Genomic DNA, 18,406 nt, shown 5'->3' on the forward strand with positions numbered 1-18,406 from the left:
TATCCTTTTGTCTGCGGGAATTAGTCGAACAATGGATGCGCCCCCAAATGTGAAAAAAACCACTAAATGAATGCCAAGGAAATTGAATATGACTTAGCACGATAACCAAACCCAGAGAGTTGCCATGAAAAATTTTAGCCTTTGCCTGGTCTTTGTCTTGCTAGCGCGGATTGCCACAGCGGCAGTGGTTGATGCCCCTCACAACGATACGAATAATATGGGCTGTACGGGATGCCATAATTATTCACTGTGGTGGCAGTATTCTCCGATGGAAAATGATCCTGCCCTGAGGGCGGGACAGATAAACACCATCTGCCTTAACTGTCATGGGACCAATGGCCCAGAGATCGCCGGGGTCGCTCACTCCAGTCTGGCTATGGGTAGTTTGCATCGAGATTCTCTTGGCGACTGGTCCCGGTTATGCACCGACTGTCATGACCCTCATTTTCAAGCACAACTCGATTGGCTGGGCACCGTCCCGGACTCCCAGCTCTATCTTGTCTCCGGTGATCTGACACCCTCATCTCTTGCTGTTCTTGGCGATGGCACTCCCGCCTCTCCGTATTCCACCACCTTTCAATTCTCCAATCTCTTGGCCAAGGCCAATTGGGACAATGCCACGACACCCTGGGCTTCCAAAAACGGCACCACTGGTCGTGGATTGATTATGGTCATACCCTCGACCAACCCTGTGGCAAGCTTTGAAGTTACCGGCGTCAACAAGGCCAACAACTCAATCACTGTGAATGGCAAGGTCCCGAGCGCTTTTAATAGTGGAGGTCACTTCGGGATGATCTATGGTCAGTTGATCCGTAGCGAAATCGTTGGCCCCGCCGGCACTCATACGGTAAAATTCTTCGATCCCAACGGGGGGTTTGTCGGCACGGCGTCAAATGACGGCCTCTGCCAAGTCTGCCACACCGAGACCAATCACTACCGCTATGACGCCGTTGATGGGGCGACTGATCATCTTGATAAAATGGATGACAGGGGGGCCACAGGGGCTGCAAGCCGCTGCACCTATTGTCATAAACATGGACGAGGTTTTGCTCCGGGGAGTGATTCCGGCAAGCACCCCGATCATCTGGCCATGGGTGTTGCCTGCACGGTATGTCATATCCCAGGCGGCGGGGTCATGGATCCCCTTACAGCCGTCGGATGCAATACCTGTCACCACGATGGCCGAGGCGGTCCGCCCAACGATACTACCTACCGCCTGCATTGGAACGACCTCGATCCAACCTACTCACTTAACTGCAACTCCTGTCACAGCGGACGGCTCGTCCTTGCCGACGCGGCAAATACCTTAAACTACACCCATCAAGCTGCCGACACCACGTGTGACACCTGCCATGACGGACGGGTGACGATTCAAGATGTGGTCAATACCGTTAATTACACCCACCAGCCGGGGGATACTCTTTGCGGTCAGTGTCATGATGGGTCCGGCCCTGGTTCGCAGACCGACTTCCGGGTAGGACCGGTAGGCATGCAGACCAACGGCCACACTCGATTGGCCAGTTCCAAGTGGATTCGTCAGTACACCTGTTCCTACTGCCACTATGACACCGTCGATGCTGCCGGTAACTCAAAGGCCGCCCATCTCAATTATGCCATCGATGTCAAAATCGATCCCAATCAGTGGGCTATTGTCGGCATGCCTGCGCCCCAGTATGTCACCGCAACCAAGGTCTGTCGCAATGTCTATTGCCACAGCGACGGGACCACGGTCAATCCCGAAATGCGGGATTATGCCTGGACTGGCGGGCATCAGGAGTGTAACGCCTGTCATGGACATCAGCCTTCGTCTGGGGGGTGTAATGCCTCTGGCTGTCACAGTGACGGCCGGGACGGCACTTACTGGAACAAGTTCCCGGAGAAGCGCTGGCTTTCCGCTATGCCCATGTATCCTAACACCGGACCGCTCACTGACAAGGCCAATTCCCATTACCGACACCTCTTTACCGGGTTTTCCTGCGACGATTGTCATGTCGGCACCATCAGCGGTGGTAGCTGTTTGAACTGTCATGACTCCATTATCCCCTCCATTAATATGACCGAGGATCAGCACATCAACCCGGCCCGACACGTCAATCGGGTCAAGAATGTCAACTTCAAGGACGGCGGCACCTATGACGCCGCCACCAAGACCTGTAGCAACACGGTCTGTCATACCGGCTCTAACCCGCAGTGGGGCGGTTCGGTCCATGACGCGGTGGTCTGTCGAGATTGCCATGGCGCCACCAATGCCGATGTCGATGACTTTGGCAAGTTCAACAGCACCCGCGCTAAGATCAATCTTACCCAATGGGCTACTGCCGGTCATGGTCGACCGGGGGTGATTGATCCGGCTACCGGCAAGCCGGAACTCCAGACCAACCGCTATCCGTCCGGGAACCCCCCGGCTAACTTCCCAAGTAACGGGTGCTGGTACTGCCATGACTCTCAGGTTCTCCATCAGGATGAGGATCGCCCGTTCCGTCTGGTGGAGCACCAGCATTTCAAGCAGCGTTTCGAAAAGGAGTGTGTCTTCTGTCATATGCAGGGTCAGGACAGCGAGTGTCTGGGCTGCCATGACGCCGCAGAATCCCTGGCCCCGCAGCTCGGCGCCATCACCGGTTTGCCCGGAGTGGTCAATCCTCCCTATGTCATTGCTCGGCCGGATCATAGCAGCTTCAGCGGCGGGTGCTCAGCCTCAGACTGCCATGTCGATGATGCGGCGACCCACAAGACCGATGCCGGAGTCTGGACCGAGGAGAAGAAGGAGGATGTCAGAAACTCCTACCTGCAGATGGGGGTTTGTTTGATCTGTCATGACGACGACAACAGCGGCGAGTGTGCCGCTTGCCATGTCGGACCGCAGTATGCCTTGGGGTATGATCCAGCAAACAATGACTCCGGCCTGGTGGGCAAGACCGTTGGCAGGATCTCGGCTCAAAGGGCCAAGGCCTCGTCCTTCCATTTCGGTTACAAACACTATCAGGACTACGAAGAGAGTCTGGCCGATCTGTTAGAGAGCGGCACAGTGACTCAGTCCTCCGCTTCTACCCGGGAGGTTATCGACACCAGCAAGGACTGGGCAGCGGATGCCTTTACCGGGCGGCGGGTGATGATGACCGGCGGGGTCAATGCCGGCCTCTCCCGGCCGATTGTCAGAAATAGCGCCACTACCCTCATTGTGGCCCCGGCCTTTCCTGACGGCCAGCAACTGCACAGTGGAGACAGCTATCAGATCATGGATGTGGTGTGGAAGGGTGGCAAGTTTTGTTGGGACTGCCACGACCCTCATGGCGACAATAACATCTATATGATTCAAAACGAGGTGGCGACCCGAACCGATGGGGTTGTCGGCAAACCTATCGATCGTAAGCAGGTCTCTTTCATCCGCAAGAGCACGGGCCTCGATTACGTTCGGATCACCCCCAATCCGGCTACCGGTAAGTATGACGGGGTGTGCAATGTCTGCCATACCAATGCCGAGATGCACTACACTTCGACCAAAGGGGATAATCACAACTCGGGTCGGGTATGCACCGAGTGCCATGAACATCGCTTCACCGACAGTCATGCCTCTGGTCAGCCTTGTAACACCTGCCACTCCAACCGGCCGGTGCCCCGTCATACCGGCTTCAGTCAGGCCCGAGACTGTACCAAGTGTCATAAGGACGCCATCGGCGCCCGGATGAACATCATGAAGCAGTTTTCCGCCAAATCCCATCATGTGCAAGGCGATAAGGTCACTAACCGTCATTGTTATGCCTGCCACTGGGAGGCGACCCCGGAGGGGTTGATCGATCTGGAGCACCATGCCGGCTATAATTACAAAACTTATGGCTCGGAGAAGAATCAAGCGGTCGAACTGGTTATTTGGCAGGCAGGGGTGCGGCCTACGACCTTTGACAATGACGGGGTGAACAACGACGATACCGCCGTCTCCTTCATGGCGGCCAATGTCGATATCACCAAACCCGGCAAGACCATGGCGGGACAACGGATTGAGGTCAGCAAGGTTACTCCCCACTGTATTGGCTGTCATTCGGACCAGAACAACGAGACCAGGCCATTCAATGTGGTGGACCCGGAACACGGGGATTGTAAGACCCCCCGTCAATACGCCTGGGACCGTTCCAGCATCGAGTCCCGTTATTCCGACCCCGGGACCGCCACCCTGGGCAAATACAACACCCCTAACGCCGCCAAGAAGCTGGTCACCAAGGCCTTCTCGGCCCATGGCAATGCGGTGGCCAATCAGGGCGGTCAAGATCCGGTCACCGGTGTTGATGGTACCACTCCCAATAGCCGGGGAGGTCTCTATAATGTCCAGTGTTTTGACTGTCATGCCTCCCACGGCTCGATGGTAGGCGGGATTACCTCAAGCTACACGACCTTCAATGGCACCAAAAATGGTGGCAATCTTAAGGAGACCCAGGCCGGTAAGGGCGGTTACCCCATGAGCTACATGGCCACCGCCAATCCCAACCCTACCACGGTTAACCCGTATCAGGCCGGTGCCGGACAGTGCTTTGACTGTCATGAGACTGCGGTAAGCAACACGCAGCTCAGCCCGGTATCCAAGTCCCCCTGGGGTTACACGGAGACCTTCGGCGCCACCGCCCCGATTAAGGAGTATCGGGATAACCCCCGCTTTTCGGGCTCCTATTCCGGGGCGAGTCAGTTCTCCTCTTATCGGGCAGGAAAGCGCACCCTAGGTGGCCACTTCAAGGCCTCTCATAAGAACCCTGAGTCTCCTAATTACGATACCAGCGGGGCCTCGGAGGTGACCGTGATGGGCACTATCGACGGACTGTGCACTCCCTGTCACGACCCGCATGGGGTCAGCCCGGCCTTGGGTAACAAAAAGCCCTATGCTCTGCCGATTCTCAAAGGGACCTGGCTCTCCTCGCCCTATAAGGAGGATGGTCCGCCGCTGGCAACCCCTACTTCGTTTGGTGATTACGATGACGGCTGGTCGTCAGGGGGCAGGCCCTATCCACAAAAACCTAATCCGCAACCGGCCGGGGTGTGGCGCACCGACCGCAACACCTTTAATCTGGCTGATCTCAGTGTGGCGGGCAATTATCCGGTGGCTTACAGTCGAGTGAGCGAAGAGGCCGAGACCTTTGCCGGACTCTGCCTCAGCTGTCATGCCAAGGATACCCTGACCACTGAGGCCAGCGAGGTATCGACGGCCTCCATCCCTTGGGCGACTTCATCCCGCATTCATCGTTCAGTGAAGGGTTGGGGCTGGAACGATGGCGAGACCCCTCGTGAACACTCTTATACCTGTTCCAAGTGCCATAAACCCCACGCCTCGGGTTTGCCCCGCTTGATGCAGACCAACTGCCTAAATAGCACACACCGAGGGAAAGTGGTCTCGGGGGGGACCCCAGGGCGTGGCGACGCTGGTGAGTTTCCTCTTGGCTTTTATTATCCCAACTCCAATAACTGTCATGCTGCCCCCACGGCCAATGGTGCGGCTGGTTGGCCTAACAACCAGCGCTGGAACCTGGTTACTCCCTGGACAGGAGGGCAATGAGATGAGAGAGAACGCCCGTAACGGTCAAGGTGAGATATTGACAAGGAAGAGGAGAGAGGGGGCTGTTATGCGAATGGGAAGGCAACGAAATATCCTGGTCATGCTTTTTGGCCTGGCTCTGGTCTTGGTGGGCAGTGTCTCGTTCTCCCAGGCGGCAGGAGATCTCTTTATCTGGCAGTTCTCGCACAGTCAGCCCGGAATTCAGGAGGCTAAGGCCAGTGCAGTCGACTCGTTAGGTAATCTGGTTATCACCGGCTATACCAATAGTGGTGGTGATGACGATTGGTATACTATCAAGCTCAGCAGTGACGGCCAGAGCGTTTTGTGGACGGCTCGTTATGCTAACCCGCAGGGTGATGATCTTGCCGTTGCGGTGGCGGTTGATGGCAACGACGATGTGATTGTCACCGGGTACGTTTTTAACGGGGTCAATAAGGATATCGCGGTCATTAAGTATGATGGGGCTAACGGTAACCAGCAGGGGGAGCCGTTTATTATGAATGGCGTGGCCAATGGCGACGACCTGGCCCAGGCCCTGGCGGTTGATGCCTTAAATAATATCTATGTGGCCGGCTACTCCCATACCGGGACCAGCGCGGGGGATAACGCCCTCATCTTCCGGCTCGGCCCTGGTGGCCCCAATCCGGACGGCACGCCCATCTGGCAGGTCAATTATAACGGAGCTGCCAATGGCGATGACCGTTTTACCACGGTCATCGCCGGGGTGAGCGGCATTGCCGTGGCAGGTCACAGCAGAGTCATGCATAGTGGCGGTCGTGAGGACTTTGATTATCTGACTATGAAGATCGATGCTACCGGTACGACGCTATGGCAAAAGAATTATGATCACGGTTCTGAGAACGATCTGGCTTATTATGTCGGCATGGATCAGTTCGGCAACGTCATTGTCACCGGTGAGGTCCTGGCCGGGGGACAGCATGACATGCGAACGATCAAATACGCTGGGGGCGATGGCCAGCAGCTGTGGGCCAGGTCGTACAGCGGCGGCAGTCCCAATATCCCTCGGGGGTTGGTGGTCGATAGTGACGGCGAGGTCTATCTTGCCGGCAACACCTTTACCAACAACGGCAAGGATGACTTCTATACGGCGCGGTATGCCGGGGCCAGCGGGGTGGTGGTCTGGGAGAAGGTCTTTGATTCCGGGGCCAATAACTCCGATATCCCTCAGGCCTTAGCCGTGGATCAAACCGGCGGCCTCTATGTCACCGGCTATACCCACAAGGCGGTGGACGGGGACGATGATTTTCAGACCCTGAAGTACAATAAGGAAAATGGCAACCTGATCTGGCAGCAGGCTCAGGATGGACCGCCGGCTGGTGGCAATCAGCAGCCGGTGGGGGTGGCGGTGGCTCTTTCGATCACTGCCGACGGTAACGTTTACGTGGCCGGATGGTCCCAGATTGCGACCGAGGATCTGGATTACTATGCGGTCAAGTATAGTGCCGACCTCCTGAATTCGCCTACCGGCCTGATCTCAACCGTGGTGAGTCAAACCAGGGTAGATCTCGTTTGGCAGGATAACTCTAACCCGCCCAACAATGAAGACACCTTCTGCGTTGAGCGCTGCCAGGGATTTGGCTGCGGTGATTTTGTCGAGATCACCTGTAGTGTCCCTCAGGACCAGACGACCTACAGCGATACCAGTGTCATCCGTGATATTTGGTATACATATCGACTAAAAGGCAAGAGCGTGGCTTTGGGCTACTCGCTGCCTACTGCTCCCTCCTCAGTCCTGACCACGGTGATCGACTATCCGGCCCCGGAGTGGCTCTATACCCATGATGGTGAAGGTCTTGACGATATGGCCAACGCCATTGCCGTGGGCAGCGACGATAACCCGGTGGCTACCGGCATGAGCGCCTCCGCCTATTCTCAGTACGATTACTATACCGTCAAGCTCGACCGGACCAACGCCGCTATCCCCCTGTGGATTGACGATTACGATGGGCCGGACGGTCAGGGCGACATGGGGATCTGCCTGGCAGTGGACAGCCATGACGATGTGGTTGTTTCCGGATTTTCGTCGATTGATGCTGGCCAAGGTGTCAACACCAACGATATCTTCACTATCAAGTACGCTAAGACCGGGCCCGACCCCTACACCGGTTACCCGGTGTGGACCTCCCAGTACAATGGCCCCGGCAACGACGATGATCGTTCCACGGCAGTGGCGTCTGCGGCCGATAACACCGATTTTACCGTGGTTACCGGTTACGGTAAGAACACTGACGGCAATGACGATATTTATTTGATCAAGTATAAACCCAATTATGATACAGCGGGTCAGGAGGTGTGGTCGATTGCCCCCTTCGATGGCGGCTTTAATGATTACCCCTCTGCCACGGCCTTTACCTTGGCAGGAAATGTGGTGGTGGTGGGTACGACGTATAACGCGGCCGGCGACAGTGATATCTTTATTAGTCAGTACCGAGGCAGTGATGGCACCCTGATGCCTGGTTGGCCCTATGTCCACGACTTCGGTAACGGGGTCGACGGCATCAACGCCCTGGCGGTGGCGGAGGACGGGTCGATCTATGTGGCCGGCTACGCTAGAAATAGCGCCGGTAACGTCGATATTTACGTGAACAAGTTTGATCAGGGCGGCAGCCCGCAATGGGGGGGGGGGCAGATCATCGATGGCGCAGGCCACGGCTTTGACGAGGCCAGGGGGGTGATGATCGATCCCAATGATGGTGAGATTGTGGTTGGGGCAACCGTCACCTCGGCTTCTGGGAGTCTGGACTTCCTGGTGTTGCGCTTTACTGCGGACGGGACCCTTCGCTGGAGCAGAACGCTCGATTTGGTGGAGCATGATGAGATTTTGCAGGGGATGACCATGTCGCCTTCGGGGGAGGTCTGTCTGGTGGGTGAGACGGATGATGATGTCGATACCGATGTCCTGGCGGTGAAGTACGACCATCTCGGCAACCTGATCGGTTCAACCCGGTTTGATCATGGGTATGATGATTTTGCTACCGCCATCACCGTTAACCGGCGGGGAGAGTTTTATGTCGCTGGGTATTCGGCTACCGGCCCCTTGGCCCACGATGATTATGACTTTGTGGTCTTTCGTTTCAACGGACAGGAGTTGCAAGCGCCATCCCCCCTGACCACTCACGTCCAGCATACGACGGTTGATTTGCTCTGGACGGAGAATGATCCCACGGTCAGCGGTTATAAGGTGTACCGGATCAACGGAACCTGCGCGGTGGGTGGTTCAAGCTTCAGCCCGGCGGACCTGATCCAGACTACGACCATGGTGACGACGGCGATCCATGATAGCGGGCTCAACATCAACGCCACTTACTGCTATGGGGTGGAGTCGTACCGTAGCAGCACCGGCGAGGTGTCTCGAATGATTGAACGCCAGGTCACCACTACCGTGCCGGTCCCTCCGGATACTCTGGTGGCAACGATCAAGAATACCTCGGCGGTGGATGTCTGCTGGCATGATAACAGCAGTTCCGAGGAGGGATTCGAGGTGCAGCGCTGTACAGGGGTTGATTGCGATTTTTCTGCAGTTACCTCCTTTTTAGTCCCGGCCGAACTGGATGGGGCGGCCGCCGCCACATGTATGGTAGACACCACGGCGTGTGATGCCGGGCAGGGCAAAGTGTTCAGGTATCGGGTCCAGTCCTATCTGGCAAATGCCTGGAGGAGTGCGTTTTCTCTGGCGACTCCTAGCGATACCGTCACCGTGCCTGGGTTGATGGCGCCCTCCTCCTTGCAGACCACTCAGGTGGTCGAGACCATGGTTAACCTGCAATGGACCGATAATACGGTAGATGAGTCGGATTTTGTGGTTGAACGTTGCTTGGGCGCGGATTGCAGCAATTTTAGCCAGGTGGGCGTCACCAGCGCGGTTACCTTTGCCGATGCCACCGTGCTTGCCAACCAGACTTATAGCTATCGGATCAAGGCCCGCAAGCAGACTCCTTGCGGCGCTGACCTTTCTTCTCCTTCCCCTGCGATCATCGTGAACACCATTCCTCCTGTGCCTGCTTCCCTGGTGGCCACCGTGATCCGGCCCGGTGTTGTCTCTTTGGCTTGGACGCCGCAGACCACCACTCACTCCGGGTTCTCGGTTGAGCGTTGCGACGGGGCCGGCTGTACGGATTTTGCTCTCCTTGCCACTATTTCCAGCCCTACAGTCGCTAAATACACCGACACCACTGCCTGCTATGGCAGTGACGGCACTAACCGTTATCGGGTCACAGCCATTGGGGCGTGGGGTGCGTCAGCCCCCAGCGCCGCGGTTACTGCGGTAAGCGGCACCGGGGCGATCCCCATAAGCCTCAGCACAGTGACCACCGAGGCCAGCGTCAAGCTGAACTGGAGCTACACCGATGCCAATCGGGATGGTTTCATTATCGAGCGTTGCGCCGGTCCTGTAGCCACCTGTAATCAGAGTGACGCCAATTTTATTCAGGTCAGCGGTTCGCCCATTACCGGTGATGATGCTGCTCTGCAGGCCTTCTGGCACATGGATGAATTGTCCTGGTCCGGGGCCGTCGGCGAGGTGATCGATAGTTCCGGCAAAGGAAACCATGCTACGGCGAGGAATGGCGCGGTTGCAGACAATCCGGGCAAAGTCGGTTCCGGCGCCGCCCTCCTGTCCGGAGTCGATTATCTCAGCACCGATCTCCTGGTCGATCAGGGTAACACTACCCCTGGGGCCACTTTCATGGCTTGGGTCTACCCGACCCTGCAGAACAACACCTATCAATACCTTTTCAGTACCGACAATGGTGGCGCGGACTGGGGGTTGAGTCTCAGAAACGGCTACTGGTATGTCGATACCGGCAGCACTGCCAATTACTATGCTACCTCCGCCACTATGAACACCTGGCAGCACGTGGCCGTAGTCTTCAATCCGGTGGTGGGGGTGCAGGTCTATGTTAACGGCATCTTGCGCAGTACCATCGCCAATATCGGTTTCGAAGAGAGTTCAAACCCGATGAATATCGGTCGGCGTCCCACGACCGGCGACTATTTCACCGGTCGGGTGGATGAGGTGGCGCTCTTCAATCGGACCTTGACCAGCCAGGAGGTGACCCAGTATTACAATAATAGCCGTGTTTTCACCTTCATCGATAGTGATGGCATCACTACCGCTACCACCTACAACTACCGGATTAAACCCGTGATCAATACCACCTGCGGGGACTGGGAGCCAAGGGTGGGCTTTGGGGCGGTGAGCGCTACCACCCCGACCGTGCCGTTGGCCCCGCTCTCCTTGACCGTGACCCAAAAGGGCACCACTGAACTTGGGCTGGCCTGGACCCCCAAGACCTCGAGTGAGTCTGGGTTTGTTATCGACCGCTGTCAGGGAACGGGTTGCGATTTTTCAACCATGGTCAGCTTCCAGGTTGGGGCTGGGATGAGTGCTTATCAGGATATCTCTACGTGTCAAGGAACGACTTATCGTTATCGGGTGAAGGCGGTGAAAGGGAGCGCCGCCCCCTGGGAGTGGGAGAGCCCATACAGCACAGCGGCGGAAAAGGCCACGGTGGCTGCTAATTCCGTGGCGCTTTTACTGAATGTGGTCTCTGAATCGGAGGTCACCGCCTCGTGGAGCGATGTCAACCCGGATGAGGATAGTTACGAACTCTCCCGCTGCCTGGTAGTCTCCGGCATCACGGCCTGTGACCAGGATCATCACTTTACTGTCCTGGAGACTTTCCCGGGCACGGTATCCGGTGCCTTGCTCCATTATCGGATGGATGAGGCCCTGTGGAATGGTACCGCCAATGAGGTCAAGGATGTGGGCAACAGTAAACATGGCCGGGCCTATGGCGGGGCGACTACGGCAGCCGGAGGCCGTTTTGGCCGGGCCGGGTCCTTTAACGGCACCACCGGTTATGTATACACCCCGTTGACGTTGGATCAGAAGCGGAACTCGCCAGGGGTGACTATGGAGGCTTGGGTCTATCCGACCATGACCGATACCAACCCGCGTAATGTCTTTTCTACCGAGAACGGCGGTTATGATTGGGGGATTGTTGCCTTGAACGGCAAGTGGTATGTCAACACCGGCTTGTCGCAATACTACACCGGTTTGACGGTGGAGTTGAACACCTGGCAGCATATCACCGCCGTGTTCACCCCCTTGGTCGGCATCACCTTCTATAAGAACGAGCAGATGGTCTCTATTCCCGAGATCGATTACGACCTCTCGAGTGGGGCGTTTACTATCCGTCGCCAGGCCAATAGCAGTTCAGCGCTTTACTACTTCAAGGGGATGATCGACGAGGTCTTAGTCTATGGCCGACCATTGACTGCGGCCCAGGTAACGGACCACAACAGCTATCAGGAGCGGACCGCCTTCACTTATAGCGATACTGGGCTTGAGCAGGACAGTACCTATGTCTACCGGCTTAAGGCCAGCAAGGCGGCTGGCTGCGGGTGGAGCAAGGTGGCGACTGCCACTGCCGTTACCCCGGTGCTGCCACCTCCCACCAACTTGGCCATCACCTGTAACTCGACCAGGTGTACGCTCGGGTGGATGGATAACAACGGTTCTGAGACCGGCTACGTGGTTAGCCGTTGTGAGGGGGGGAGCGGAGATTGCGGCACACCTGCATTGTTTAATCTGGGGGCGAACAGTACCGCCATGATCGATGACACGGTCTGCCCGAATACGGCTTACACCTATCGAGTCTGGGCCATAGGGGCTTGGGGTCAGACCACCTTTGTCGAAATGGGGAAGAGCACCTCGATCCCGCCGGTACTCTCCAGTTTGAATGCCAATCGGGTATCTGAGGTGGCGGTCGATCTCTCCTGGAGCTTTCAGTCGGCCGATGAGACCGGGGTCAGGTTGGAACGCTGCCTCGGGGCAAGCTGCGTCGAGGTGGACCTTCCTCCGGCGACCAAAGCCTACGCCGATGCCACTTTGATGGCCGACACCGAGTACTGTTATCGGGTCAGTGCCTATAAAAACGCCTCCTGCGGTTGGCAGACCGCCTTGATCGGGCCGGTCTGCCGGACCACCAGCCTGGTGGTCGGTGATTTGACCGTTACCCCTCAAAACACCACCACGGCTGCGTTGGCCTGGAGTGATACTTTCCAGACCGAGACTGTTTCGGTCGTGGAGCGGTGTAATGGGGATCTGGCCACCTGCTGCAACAATAACCCCGCAGTCTGCAACGGCACTTTTGCCAATATCGCTGAAGTAACAGCGAACAAGGTCTCCTATACTGATACGGATCTCTGTGCCGGTACCCCTTACACCTACCGGGTCACCACCATGGATAAGGGCTTGAGCAGGGATAACAACGGCTGTTGGACCAGACGGGCACCGTTTACCTTTACTACCTTTCCGGCCAATACCGGGGTCGAGGTGGTAATTCCCTATAAGAGCGGGATGCGGTCCGACTTTGCCGATCTGCGGTTCTATGATACCACCGCCCATCGGGAGTTATCTTATCGGATCAAGCAGAAGGTCAACTCCTCCAGCGCCACCGTCTGGGTGAAGACCGGCAGCAAGGCTACGATCTCTCTCTATTACGGTAATCTCAATGCCGGGGATAGCAGTGATGTCGGGGCCGTATCCACTGCCCAGGCGGGAGTAGCCAGTGTTAATTTCGCCGGCACCGAGGGCGATGGCGTCACCTGTTTCACCTTCACCCACACTTGGGTTGCCCCTCCGACTTTGGCTGTTCAGGCCGATACCGCCGCGGCCATGGCTCCTACGGATTTGACCGCCACGGTGGGAGAAGGGAGTATCCTTCTCTCCTGGACCTCCGGGACCGGCGACGAGAGCGGGTTTCAGGTGGAACGGGATTGTGGCAGCGGTTATGTCCAGATCGGTCTCACCCCGGCGGGTGTCACTACCTTGAGCGATGAGACGTTCCCCAGTTCTGAGCTGTGCAGTTATCAGGTCAATGGGGCTAAACAGGGGGCATGCCCCTGGACCTCCGCCCCGAGTAACAGTGTTCAACTCCTGGCGCCGCCTGAGACGCCGCAGGTTACCGCTACCCCGGAGAATGCTTTCTTGATCCGTTTGGATTGGACGGATGCCAGCGATGAGGAGGGGTATGACGTGGAGGTCAAGGTCTTCGGCGGAGTTTGGGTGCCGGTGATCGCTCTTGCCGCCGACCAGGTGAGCTTTACCGACACCGAGGGCATCAACCCTAACAGCCAGTACCTCTATCGAGTTCGAGCCCGTCGAGGGGCGGTCCACTCCGCCTGGGGCCAGGCAGCAGCTATTACCCCGGTCTATACAACCGGGGCGGCGACCTGTCCGTTGCCCTAGGGTTTTACTTCGTGCGATCACCGTAGAGTTGCCTCTGGCCCACGGCCAGAGTCAACTCTACTCATACATAGGGCTGGCGGATCGATGCCACTTAACCGTCCGTTGTCTCGCCTCTGGTGGGGAGCGTTGGCTCCCTACCTTAATTGCGTGTTGCCATTATTTCGATCATGGTCCTGTGTGGCAACGTCTGTAACTTTCTTGGGTGTGCTCCTCAGGCGCATCCTGCCATCTACGGAAAAGCTTGTTCATTCCTTCCTCTTCTGACAACTGCCCCGATCATAGCTTGAATCCAACACCATTCTTGCCAATTTACTGGAAGTATTGTAAGCCATTCTTTATGTTCAACCATCTCACTCGAGCCATTCAGTATAACTGTGAAATCTCCGATGCCAGGTTCGGCGCGGGCTATTCGCTCTGTACCCTGATTCTGAAGTTACGCAACTGTTACAAGTGGGAGCAGGGTCTTGAGCCTTGGGAGGAGCCGGAATCTGCAGTGGTTCTCGATTGGATTGAGGCGAAGGAGGAGCAGTGGCAGGTAATAGGCGGGCAGGAGTATCTGGGGCTACCAGGGAATGGCGCTTCGATTGACCCATATGATCTGATAGCTGTTAACTCTCTGCTTAAAGGTCATAATCTTTACTACGGTGCCGGGTATGGCCGTTCACTGAAAGCGATCTTTTTTCTGGCTGAGGTGCGTGAGCGGCTTGAGGTGTCTGGTTCACCGGTTCTGATCCTGGGTCGGGAGCTGGCCAGGGAACTCTCGGCGCCTTTTGCTCTCCTCCAAGACGACCTGATCATTATCCGGCAACAGCCGCTCCGCTTCTTTTTCTGGGATCAAATTCAAGAACTCCGGGCTGTGACCCGCTTGCCGCTGCGTCATGCCCTCCAGTTTTACGGGGTGGTTGGCAACGACTTGACCCTTAACCAGCGAGCCTTACGGGATAAACTTGATACTATCGTGGAGAGTGAAATGCCGATCTTCATTCATCACGAGATCGGTGAACTCCGTGAGACAGGACTTGACAGCGCCACCTTGCACGCGATAATCGCCGCCTTTCCCGATTCCCCGATCGAACTGGTTGCCCGAGGGGTTAAGGATATCCTGGCTGATACCCATCCCGAGGGGATGCTGAGCTTTATCCTTCACCATCGGCGACAGGCGTCGCTCTCCTTTTATCTCGGTTTTCTGGACGGCATCCGGAAACTGCTCTTTCCCGAAATCGGGCCGGCTTACCGGCAATTCATGGAGGATTCCGATTGGTCTGGGATCAGCCGAGTCCGTGATCAGGCCCGAGAGGCAAATCTGGTGAGATCTGCCATCTTGAAGGCTGCGGCCCAGGATCTGGACATAATCGGCAGTGGACCGGTCGGGGAGCGGTTGCAGGAGGAACTTCTGACCCCGCTGGGTATGTAGCAACAGTCACTCCGCTGGTTTCCCCTCTCATTATGGCATGGTTCCAGTGCTTTTTTTATCTCACCTGTAGCAGGACCGGGGGCAAGGGAGCGTTGGGCATGGACTGTGTCTCCAGGCTGTATACCCAAATATCCACTCTGGCGCCACGTTCCATGGCGACGCCGGCTGAGGGTTTCTGTCGAAAAACAAGTCCGTTCTTGGGTCGTGCCGATGTCGACTCCTTGGTGGTCTGGCCGATGTTCAAACCGGCTCTTTCCAGCTCGTGCCGGGCCTTGTCGATGTGCATGCCCAAGAGATGCGGCACTTCCGTCATGGGTGGTGGTGGGCGTTCATATCGGTAAATCGTGAGTTGCGCCTCCGTGTTCGGTCTCATTTGACTCCCGGCCTTGGGCCATTGCCGCGCTACCCGGTTATCCTGGCGCTGATTATTGGTGATCAGCTCATCCCTCTGCCGATTGAGGGGAATCCCAGCTTCTTTGAGCATCTCACGCGCTCTCTGGAAAGGAAGATTGAGGAGCATGGGCATCTCCGGAATATCGACATGGTACCGATAGACATACAGATCTACCTCGGTCCCGGGTGGCGCCATTGTTCCCGGTTTGGGGGACTGGTTCGCTACCCGACCGTCGTCTGAACGTCGTTTGGCTGCTGTCTCTCGTATCTTGCCAAACTTCAGGCCGCTTCTGGAAAGAATGTCGCGGGCCTGGTCACGGTCGCTACCGATCAAGTCAGGCACAGGTACGCGGTTTATTCCCTGTGAATGCTCCTGGCACAGGCTTCGGTTCAGTCCGCAGGCCCAATCGATTTCATCCAGGAAATCATCCGCCGGGGTCGGCTCGGGGGCCGACTGGTTACGCCAGGTTTGACACTGGAAGCCGGCCGGAACGATCTTACTGTCCCCAACATTGCTGCGGATAGACATTTCGCCCTTGATGACGGTGAGTTTTGTCCATTGTGATGTAACCCGGAGATGAAACGTGGTTCCAATGGTATTGACTACTGCACCGGAGCCGGTTTCTGCTTCGGTCTGGCAAGGGGTGTCCACCAGCATGCTACCCACGTTGATCAGGATGCGGAGTTTACAGAAGGATGTTGAAAGCCATTCCAGTACCGGATCGGTGTCGGCATCGAATAATACCTCTCCTCCCCGTGCCAAAGTGAGAGTGGTGCGGGCGTCTCCCACTGTCCTGATGTGATCGCCGGACTGCATCACTGCCCCTTGGGAGACGATCCGATTGTTGATTTGCACCTCTCCTGGCCCGATGATACGGGTGATTCTGCCGATTTCACCTGTGCTGGAGGGGGCTGGTTTGCTGCCCTTCGGTGAGGAAGGTACGCAACCAGTCAGCAGGCAGGCCAGGGCCATCAGTAAGAAAAACAGCGGGTGTTGGATACGGGGCAGGATTTTCAATGGCGGCCTCCTAAGGAATGATGGCATTTGGCGGTGGGGAGGGCTCTGAAAACAGGGAGGCGTGATCGATTACCTCCAGAGTCGTGATTTCGGAGAATGGAACCACATATGACGCATCGTTACCGGCATGCCAGAGAATTATGGATTTTTCACTCTGGTGGATGAGAAAAAACGGGCCGTTGGGAATATGGACCTCGGAATTTTTCTTGGTGTAAATATTCACCTTGGGGAAAACATTGGGCATCACCAGCGCCCCGTAGGTCAGTGGCAAGACCATGCCGTAAATCATGAACAGGATCATGAGCGGCAGATAGATAATTCGGGTCGCAGCGCCTCTGAGCAAGTGACTACGAAAGGGTACTACCACCAGAAAAAGCCCAAAAACGAGGTTTACCAAGCCGGCATAATAGGCTTGGGGGAGCGCATGATCCTGACGGCGGATTTTGCAGGCCAGGCGTGCCGCCGGATTCTGGTTGGCCACGGTGTTGGGGGCCTCGGTGCATGTCATGTGGAGTACCCCGGTGATCTGAATTGGGATGAAGACATTCCGGTACTGGCTGCCTGCCCAGAGCAGCATCAACACTAAGAGACAACTCGAAAACAGTTGTGACGACAGGATGTTTCCGACTCCCTTGTGGGCCGCGATAAGCCATTCCTGAAGAAGAACTGTGGTGGTGGTGCGCCGAATTTTGGAGATGACAGCAGCTATAATGCCGACGAGGCCTAGGCTCAGGATAATCAATCCGGCCAGTATCGGCAGCAGGGCATGTCCCAAGTCGATGAGGCTCTCAAAGAGGATGATCAGTGTAATGTAAAAAAACTTCGCTCCGATCTCCACATAGTCGCCGACAGCAACTCCGGAGTATAGTTCGACCCCAAGCATGTTGAGGTGGGATTTGGCGCAGAGAAATCCCACGGCATACATCAGGGCCACCACCCCGGACATGGAGCCAGCGAGCCAGCCAATAGCACCGGCTGTGGATTTTAAGTCCGTACTCAGGCTGTGGAGGTATCCAGGGCGATTGTGGTCTTTAGTCTCGTTTATGGTCATGGTGTGCCATTGCGACTGAAGAGATTGGAACGATTTTTGTCCACGATTTAGGTTACCTAGAGATTGCTACGGAAGGCAATTACGCATTGTGGTGAAGGAGTGCGGAGAAATGTTTCTGCACTAAATGGTGGAACTATTTGATTTGTTAATGTTTTTCTTGGTATGTGTTGTCTGCAATTTTTCCCTGATATTTTCTTTGTGGGCGCGATTTTTTTTGTGAGAGAAGGGGAGGTTGGTCAACGCTGGTTCTTTGACCCTTGTACATGAGGGCGATATCACATTTCGTGTTCTTGACATCAGTAGATGATATTTTTTTACAAAAATACATTCCGTGGACCTTGCGTAACCGTCAAGGCGGTGCTACATTTGCCCCGTCTTCCTGTGTGAGTCAGGCGCATGGACGATGCCCGCCCCTTTCTTCTCTCAGGAACAAGCCCCTTGCTCTTAACACTCGTGTTTCTTTTAAACAAATTTAACAGCCCCAGCGCGCAGCCCTGGGAAGGCAATGACTATGATTGACGTCAAAGAACTCTGCAAAAACTATGATGATGTCGTGGCTTTGAGCGATGTTTCTTTTTCCATCGCGCCCGGCGAGGTCATAGGTCTGCTCGGCCCCAACGGCGCCGGTAAGACCACCCTCATGAAGATCCTCACCGGATTTCTCCAGCCCTCGTCAGGCACGGCGAGTGTCGGGGGGTTCGATGTCTTGAACGACACCG

The 18,406-nt window shown here is 56.1% G+C and carries 6 protein-coding genes; 4 read left to right on the forward strand and 2 right to left on the reverse strand.

Features of this window, described 5'->3' with window-relative positions:
* Positions 1-124: 124 nt before the first annotated feature.
* From FP815_10705 to FP815_10715, 3 genes are all read left to right on the forward strand, one after another.
* Positions 125-5,536, forward strand: a complete 5,412-nt coding sequence (locus FP815_10705; protein MBA3015406.1) for a CxxxxCH/CxxCH domain-containing protein — start codon at positions 125-127, stop codon at positions 5,534-5,536.
* On the forward strand, positions 5,418-13,811 hold the full coding sequence (locus FP815_10710) for a DUF2341 domain-containing protein (protein ID MBA3015407.1): 8,394 nt from the start codon (positions 5,418-5,420) through the stop codon (positions 13,809-13,811). The genes FP815_10705 and FP815_10710 overlap by 119 nt, the downstream gene beginning before the upstream one ends.
* A 337-nt stretch (positions 13,812-14,148) precedes the next feature.
* Positions 14,149-15,225, forward strand: coding sequence for a hypothetical protein (locus FP815_10715; GenBank protein MBA3015408.1), 1,077 nt, complete (start codon positions 14,149-14,151; stop codon positions 15,223-15,225).
* A gap of 55 nt (positions 15,226-15,280) precedes the next feature.
* On the opposite strand, the gene FP815_10720 is transcribed toward FP815_10715, so the two are convergent.
* Together FP815_10720 and FP815_10725 are read right to left on the reverse strand one after the other, a co-directional pair.
* Entirely contained in the window at positions 15,281-16,663 is a 1,383-nt protein-coding gene (locus tag FP815_10720) for a PASTA domain-containing protein (GenBank protein MBA3015409.1), read from the reverse strand.
* Positions 16,647-17,687: a hypothetical protein gene (locus FP815_10725; protein ID MBA3015410.1), complete on the reverse strand. Its 1,041-nt coding sequence runs from the start codon at positions 17,685-17,687 to the stop codon at positions 16,647-16,649. Before FP815_10725 ends, FP815_10720 begins: the two co-directional genes overlap by 17 nt.
* A gap of 511 nt (positions 17,688-18,198) precedes the next feature.
* Between FP815_10725 and FP815_10730 the strand changes: the two genes are divergently transcribed.
* Positions 18,199-18,406 (forward strand): ATP-binding cassette domain-containing protein (locus FP815_10730; protein ID MBA3015411.1); only part of this gene is annotated, 208 nt, incomplete at its 3' end.

It is taken from the genome of Desulfobulbaceae bacterium, assembly GCA_013792005.1.
Classification (GTDB): domain Bacteria; phylum Desulfobacterota; class Desulfobulbia; order Desulfobulbales; family VMSU01; genus VMSU01.